We start from the raw sequence: 6,489 nt of genomic DNA, 5'->3' as shown, positions 1-6,489 counted from the left end.
GGCCGACCGGCCGCTGATCCAGTTCACCGAACGCCTGCTGGCCGGCGCCATCGGCGCGGCCTCGGCGCGCCTGACGCTGACCACCGCGCTGCGCGGTTCGGGCATGGAGCTGGGCGAGGTCATGAGCCTGCTCGACGAAGCCAGCCACGAGCTGCGCTTCAACCGCGAAATCCTGTCGGCAACCCTGGAGAACCTCTCACAGGCGGTCAGCGTGGTCGACCGCGACCTGCGCCTGGTGGCCTGGAACGGCCGCTACCAGCAGATGTTCGACTATCCCGACGGCATGCTTTACGTGGGCCGGCCGGTGGTGGACCTGATCCGCTACAACGCCGAACGCGGCGAAATGGGCCCGGGCGACATCGAAGCACAGGTGGACAAGCGCATCGGCCACCTGCGCGAAGGCACGCCCTATGTGTTCGAACGCGTGCGCGCCAACGGCCAGGTGATCGAAATGCGCGGCCAGCCGCTGCCCGGTGGCGGCTACGTCACCACCTACAGCGACATCACCGACTACAAGCGCGCCGAACAGGCCCTGCGCGAATCCAACGAAACCCTGGAACAGCGCGTCGAACAGCGCACCCGCGAAGCGGAAGCCGCCAACCTTTCCAAGACGCGCTTCCTGGCCGCCATCAGCCACGACGTGCTGCAGCCGATCAATGCCGCGCGCCTGTTCACCTCGGCGCTGCGCGATACCGACGAAGCCAACGAGCAGAGGCGCCTGGCCGAACGCGTGGACGTGTCGCTGCGTGACGCCGAGGAACTGCTGGACGGCCTGCTGGACATTTCCCGACTCGATGCCGGGTCACTGAAGCCGGAGCTTTCGGTGTTCCGCCTGGACGAACTGATTGCGAGCGTCGCGGGCTAGTACGCGCCACTGGCGGCCTCGCGCGGCCTGGGTTTCCGCGTGCATGCCGGTCCGCTGTCGGTGCGCAGCGACCGCCGACTGCTGCGGCGTGCACTGCAGAACTTCGTCGCCAACGCGCTGCGCTACACCAAGGACGGGCGGGTGATCATCGGCGCGCGCCGGCGCCAGGGCGGGGTCGAAATCGAAGTCTGGGACAGCGGCCCGGGCATCCCGCCGCACCATCTGGCGCAGATCTTCGAAGAGTTCCGGCGCTTCGACCAGCCTTCGCCCTGGGGCGAACGTGGCCTTGGCCTTGGCCTGAGCATCTGCCAGCGCGTATCGCGCATGCTCGACCATCCGATTTCCGTGCGCTCCTGGCCCGGTCGCGGCAGTGTCTTCGGCATCCGCGTGCCGCTGGCCGAGACCGCGGCGCCGGCCAAGCCGCCGCGCTCCGCCGCGCCCGCCGGCGACCTGGGCGGCCTGAAGGTGCTGTGCCTGGACAACGACCGCGAAATCCTCGACGGCATGGAAGCCTTGCTGGGCCGCTGGGGCGTGGACGTACGCGCGGCCGAAACCGTTGCTTCGGCCCTGGCGCTGGCCCGCGAGTCCCGGCCTGACGTACTGGTTGCCGACTACCACCTGCACGACGAACTCGACGGCCTGGGCGCCCTGGTTGCCCTGCGTGGAGTCTGCGGCCCGCACACGCCCGCGGTGCTGGTGACGGCCGACGGCAGCGACACGGTCAAGCGCGCGGCCCGCGAACTGGGCATTCCGGTGCTCACAAAACCGGTGAAACCGGCGAGCCTCCGGGCATTCCTGGCGGCGCAGCAGCGGCGGGTGGGCCCCGACCGGATCGTCTAGATCGAAGCCTCGATGATCTTTTCCATCGCCTCTTCCACCTGCCGGGCGGCCGGCTCGATGCGGGGATCGTCGGACACCAGCTTCAGCACCGCCGTCGGCGGAATCATGCCGACGATGGTCTTGCCGCCGTCCTCGTAGATGGAAATCCTGCACGGCAGCGCCATGTTCAGCGCCATGTCCACCGACAGCACCTCGCTGGCCTGGCCGGGGTTGCAGATCTCCATCACGCGGCACTCGTTCGCCAGGGCGAAGCCCTTGCCTTCGAGGGTCTTCTTGAAGTCGTAGTGGTGCAGCACGCCGAAGCCGTGTTCCTTCGACGCTTTCTCGATGTCGGCGAACACCTGGTCAACCGACTTGCTGGTTTCCTTTCGGTACAACATGGGCGCTCCTCACGTGCAAACGGCGGAATTGCCAAACTGCAGTATGGCCCCGGCTCTGCGCTATGGCCCCGGTATGCCGGAGTGATCGTTCATCTTCAGGATTCGGGGTCGCGCCAGGTGGCGATGGGCAGGTTCCAGCCGCGCCGGATGGCGAGATAACGCAGCACGAAGCAGGCCAGCGCCGCGACCAGCGCAGTCGGTGCCGGCGGCAGTTCAAGCGCGGATCCAAGCGCCAGCAGCGTCGCACCCAGCAGCGCGGCAACGGCATAAAGTTCGCGCTGCAGCACGGCCGGGATTTCCGTCACCAGCACGTCGCGCAGCATGCCGCCGCCAATGCCCGACAGCATGCCCAGCAGCACGGCGCCCACCGGCCCGATGCCGAAGGCCAGCGCCTTGCTGGTGCCGCTTACCGCGAACAGCGCCAGGCCGACGGCATCGAACATCTGCACCGGGTTGCGCACGCGCTCGACCTGTTCGTAACCGAAGAAGGTGACCAGGCCCGCGGCCATCGCCGTGGCCAGGTAGCGCCAGTCGCCGAAGGCCGCGGGCGGATGCGCGCCGATGATGAGGTCGCGGGTGATGCCGCCGGCGGTCGCCGCGGCGAAGGCCAGCGTCAGCACGCCGAACAGGTCCAGCCGCTTGCGCACGCCCAGCGTGGCACCGCTGATCGCGAAGGCGAAGGTGCCGACCAGGTCCAGCGTGGACAACAGCAGCGGGGTCATGGGCGGGCTCACGGCGCAGGTGGCCGGATTTTACCCGCGCGCGGGCTTGAACAGTTCTCCCGGCAGAAAACACGGGATTCCAACCGTCAACGCCCCTGGACCACCGCGGCGGCACCGAGCAGCCGTCCCCGCTGCCTGGCGAAGTGCAGAAGCACGCCGACGACCAATGCCACCACCACCAGGGTCAGCAACGAGTTCTCCGGACCGAACGGACCGCCGGTCAGCCAATCGGGGCCGCGGTATTCGGTTCGTATCGGCGCCGAATCCCGCCATTCATCGATGCCTGAAAGCGGCACGCCGCTGCACAGGATGGTGAAGTTCCAGGCGAAGTGGTTCAGTCCGCAAATCCAGAGATTACGGAACAGTACAAAAAGCAGGGCCCACATCGCACCGAGCAGGGTGACTGAAACCACCGTCGCGACCATGTCCCAGGCACTGCCGCCAAACGCGAACACGTTTTCCAGATGGACCGCGCCGAACACCAGGGCTTGCAGGCACAGCGCCGGCAGGGTTCCCCAGGCCGTCTCGAGGGTCTGGAACAGCACCCCGCGGTAGACCAGTTCCTCCAGCATCGCCGCCACCAGCAGGAAGCCGGCGACCTCCAGCAGGCTCCACGATGCGCCTTGGTGCGCGGTAACCTGGTAGAAGCCGAATACGAACAGCGGCAACAGCACCAGGCCGATCAGCGCGGCTCCAGCCAGCCCGCCGAGCGCCGCGCCGGCGACCGCGGGCCGCAATTCGGCCACGGCCCGCTTTCGCAGGAAGCGCACGTAGAGCCAGTAGCCCAAGGTCGCCGACAACAGGATGCCAAAGCGCCTGACCTGCGTTGCCAGGCCCGGGCCGGGATCAAAGACCCAAAGAAGGGCCGGATACAACAACCAGCGGAACACGAGCGCGGTGCCAACGATGGCCGCCATGGCCAGCAAGAGCTGGCCGACCACGCGCAAGAAACGACGAACCTGGGACATGGCGGGCGTCCTTGGCCCGGCCAATGCCGGGAAGCTCACTGTAGGGCGGCTCCCGGTCGCCGCGCCAGGCCAACTCATGCCACTGGCACACGGGCGGGCCGGGCGCCCACTGCGGCCAGTCGGGCGCGGCGATGGGGCCGGTTTCATTCGGCCTCGGCCACGGTCCGCCGGTGAACCTCATCACCTTGCCCAAACGCCGGAAATGCGCGAATAGGGGTCTTTCCGCCGAGCGCCAGCATGAGCGAACCCCTGCCCGAATCCCCGCCGCGCTGGCGGCCGCTGCTTCCCTACGTCGGCATCGCCGCCATCGTCGGCCTGCTCGCCGCGGCCTTCGCCTGGACGGCAGGCTGGCTGACGCCGTCGCGGGTCACCGCGCCGCGGCTGGTGGACAGCATCGAAAACGGCAAACCCTTCGCCGGCTTCAGGCGCGCGCATGCGCGCGGCGTGTGCGTCGCGGGCTGGTTCGAGCCCACGGCGGGGGCCGCGGCGCTGTCGAAGGCCCGGGTTTTCACCCAGCCGGTGACGCCGGCCCTGGGCCGCCTCTCGATCGGCGGCGGCGACCCTTACGGACTGGAAGGCGCCGCGCGCGTGCGCAGCCTGGCCCTGCAGCTCGATACCGACGACGGCCAGCGCTGGCGCATGGCGATGAACAGTTTCCCGTTCTTCGCCGTTTCGACGCCGCAGGCCTTCGCCGAGCAGATCCTGGCTTCGCGCCCGGATCCGGCCACCGGCAAACCCGATCCGCAGAAGCTGCAGGCCTTCCTTGAACGACACCCCGAGGCGGCGAATTTCATGGCCTGGGCCGGTTCGGCGCCGTGGTCGGACAGCTTCGCCAACACCCGCTACAACGGCGTGCACGCCTTCCGGTTCACCAGCGCCGACGGCGAGGAGAATTACGTGCGCTGGTCCTTCGTGCCAGAAGCGGCGTTCGAGCCGCTGGATCCGGAACAGCGCCAATCCGGCGCGCCCAGCCTGCTGACCGATGAACTTCAGGCGCGGCTGGCGCGTGGCCCGCTGCGCTGGACGCTCGAGCTGACGATCGCCGAAGCCGGTGACCCGATCGAAGACCCGTCCCAGCCCTGGCCGGAAGATCGCCAGCGGGTCACCGCCGGCACCTTCGTGCTTGAACGCGCCTCCGACCAGGCAACCGGCGCCTGCCGCGACATCAACTTCGACCCCACCATGCTGCCCGACGGCATCGCGCCCTCGGGCGACCCGGTGCTGGCGGCTCGCGCCGCGGCCTATGCCGTGTCGTTCAACCACCGCCAGCGTGAACTCGCCGCCGGCGAGCGCCCCGCGGCGACCGAAGGAGCACCGTGATGCAGGACCGCAAGCACTACGACCGCACGGCGCGCTGGCTGCACTGGTCGATGGCCGCGATGGTGCTGGCGATGCTGTTCATCGGCGTCGGCATGGTGGCGTCGCTGGAACTGCGCCCCTGGCTGCTCGACCTGCACCGGCCGCTGGGCCTGCTGGTCCTGGCACTCGCCGTGGTCAGGCTGTGGCATCGCCGCCGGAATCCGCCGCCGCCGCTGCCCGACAGCGTGTCCGCGCCGCAGGCCGCGGCCGCGCGGGCCGCGCACGTCGTCTTCTATCTGCTGCTGTTCGCGATGCCGCTGCTCGGCTGGGCGATGTCCTCGGCCGGCGGCACGCTGGTCACGCTGCCCGGCGGCTGGGTGCTGCCGCCGCTGGCGCCGCAGGACCCGGCGCTTTACACCTGGCTGCGCGGCGCCCACGGCGTGCTCGGCTACGCGCTGTTCGGCCTGGTGCTGGTGCACCTGGCCGCGGCCCTGCACCACGCGTGGGTGCGTCGCGACGGCGTTTTCGAGGCGATGAGCGGCGGCAAGTAAGCGGGCGGGCGCAGGGCCCGCCCGTCGTCAGAGGCCCTGGTCGAGTTCAGCGTCCGCCGGCTGGGGATCCACCGCCAGCCGGCCGGCCATCAGCACCGCCTGGGTGCGGTTACTGGCGCCGAGCTTGCGCAGGATCGCGGTCATGTGGGCCTTCACCGTGGCTTCGGAAACACCCAGGGCGTGGGCGATCTGCTTGTTCAGCAGGCCGCTTCCCAACATGCCAAGGACGCGGAACTGCTGCGGCGTGAGCTCCTGCAGGCGCGCGGCGACCTGCGCTTCTTCCGGCGCCAGGCCTTCGGCGTGTTCGGCCTGCGGCGGCGCCCAATGGCCGCCGTCAAGCACCGTGGCGATGGCGTCGCGGATCGTGCCCGGGTCGGACGACTTGGGAATGAAGCCGGCGGCGCCGTGGTCGAGCGCGCGCCGCACCACGCGCGCTTCTTCGCGTGCGGACACCACGATCACCGGCAGCTGCGGCTGCACCGCGCGCAGGTGCACCAGGGCGCTGAAACCATGGGCGCCCGGCATGTTCAGGTCCAGCAGCACCAGGTCGGCGTCGGGATGGGCCTCGGCGCTGGCGAACAGTGCGTCGGCACTGTCGGATTCCACCAGATGCGCGCCCGGCAGCAGGCGCGACACCGCGCCCTTCAGGGCCTCGCGGAACAGCGGGTGGTCGTCCGCGACCAGGATGGTGGGCGCGGCGCTGTTCATCGTCAGCGTACCTGGCGCTCGTTCACCAGCGACTCCACCACCGCCGGGTCGGCCAGCGTGGACGTGTCTCCAAGCGTGCCGCGGTCAACGCCCTCGGGCCCGGCCTCGGCGATCTTGCGCAGGATGCGGCGCATGATCTTGCCACTGCGGGTCTTG

At 69.5% G+C, this 6,489-nt stretch carries 6 protein-coding genes and 1 pseudogene; 3 read left to right on the top strand and 4 right to left on the bottom strand.

All coding sequences use genetic code 11. The annotated features are described in order from the left end of the window. Nucleotides 1-1,705, top strand: a pseudogene (locus AACZ35_RS11195) (NahK/ErcS family hybrid sensor histidine kinase/response regulator); the annotation flags it as partial. Here the strand turns inward: AACZ35_RS11195 and AACZ35_RS11190 are convergent. The 3 genes from AACZ35_RS11190 to AACZ35_RS11180 all read right to left on the bottom strand — a co-directional run bounded on the left by AACZ35_RS11190 (nt 1,702) and on the right by AACZ35_RS11180 (nt 3,775). Continuing rightward, complete coding sequence (locus tag AACZ35_RS11190) at nt 1,702-2,085, bottom strand: DUF302 domain-containing protein (protein WP_339829259.1); 384 nt, start codon at nt 2,083-2,085, stop codon at nt 1,702-1,704. The pseudogene AACZ35_RS11195 and the gene AACZ35_RS11190 overlap by 4 nt on opposite strands. A gap of 95 nt (nt 2,086-2,180) precedes the next feature. Beyond that, entirely contained in the window at nt 2,181-2,807 is a 627-nt protein-coding gene (locus tag AACZ35_RS11185; RefSeq protein ID WP_339829257.1) for a trimeric intracellular cation channel family protein, read from the bottom strand. A gap of 86 nt (nt 2,808-2,893) precedes the next feature. Continuing rightward, nucleotides 2,894-3,775 carry a CPBP family intramembrane glutamic endopeptidase gene (locus AACZ35_RS11180; RefSeq protein ID WP_339829255.1) on the bottom strand — a complete coding sequence of 294 codons (882 nt, stop codon included), beginning with the start codon at nt 3,773-3,775 and terminating at the stop codon, nt 2,894-2,896. Between the two features lie 237 nt (nt 3,776-4,012). Between AACZ35_RS11180 and AACZ35_RS11175 the strand changes: the two genes are divergently transcribed. Both AACZ35_RS11175 and AACZ35_RS11170 read left to right on the top strand, forming a co-directional pair. Then, complete coding sequence (locus AACZ35_RS11175; RefSeq protein WP_339829252.1) at nt 4,013-5,095, top strand: catalase family peroxidase; 1,083 nt, start codon at nt 4,013-4,015, stop codon at nt 5,093-5,095. Further along, the gene (locus tag AACZ35_RS11170) at nt 5,095-5,625 is read left to right on the top strand and encodes a cytochrome b/b6 domain-containing protein (protein WP_339829250.1); all 531 of its coding nucleotides are present in this window, start codon (nt 5,095-5,097) and stop codon (nt 5,623-5,625) included. Before AACZ35_RS11175 ends, AACZ35_RS11170 begins: the two co-directional genes overlap by 1 nt. 27 nt (nt 5,626-5,652) lie before the next feature. Here AACZ35_RS11170 and AACZ35_RS11165 read toward each other — a convergent pair whose 3' ends face one another. Continuing rightward, a complete protein-coding gene (locus AACZ35_RS11165) occupies nt 5,653-6,333 on the bottom strand; it encodes a response regulator transcription factor (RefSeq protein ID WP_339829248.1) in 681 nt (226 codons plus the stop codon). Between the last annotated feature and the right edge of the window lie 156 nt (nt 6,334-6,489).

This window comes from uncultured Arenimonas sp., assembly GCF_963976025.1.
In the GTDB taxonomy this organism is placed as follows: Bacteria; Pseudomonadota; Gammaproteobacteria; order Xanthomonadales; family Xanthomonadaceae; genus Arenimonas.
The sequence above is the reverse complement of the archived record's forward strand: the minus strand, read 5'-3'. Positions and strand labels throughout refer to the sequence as shown.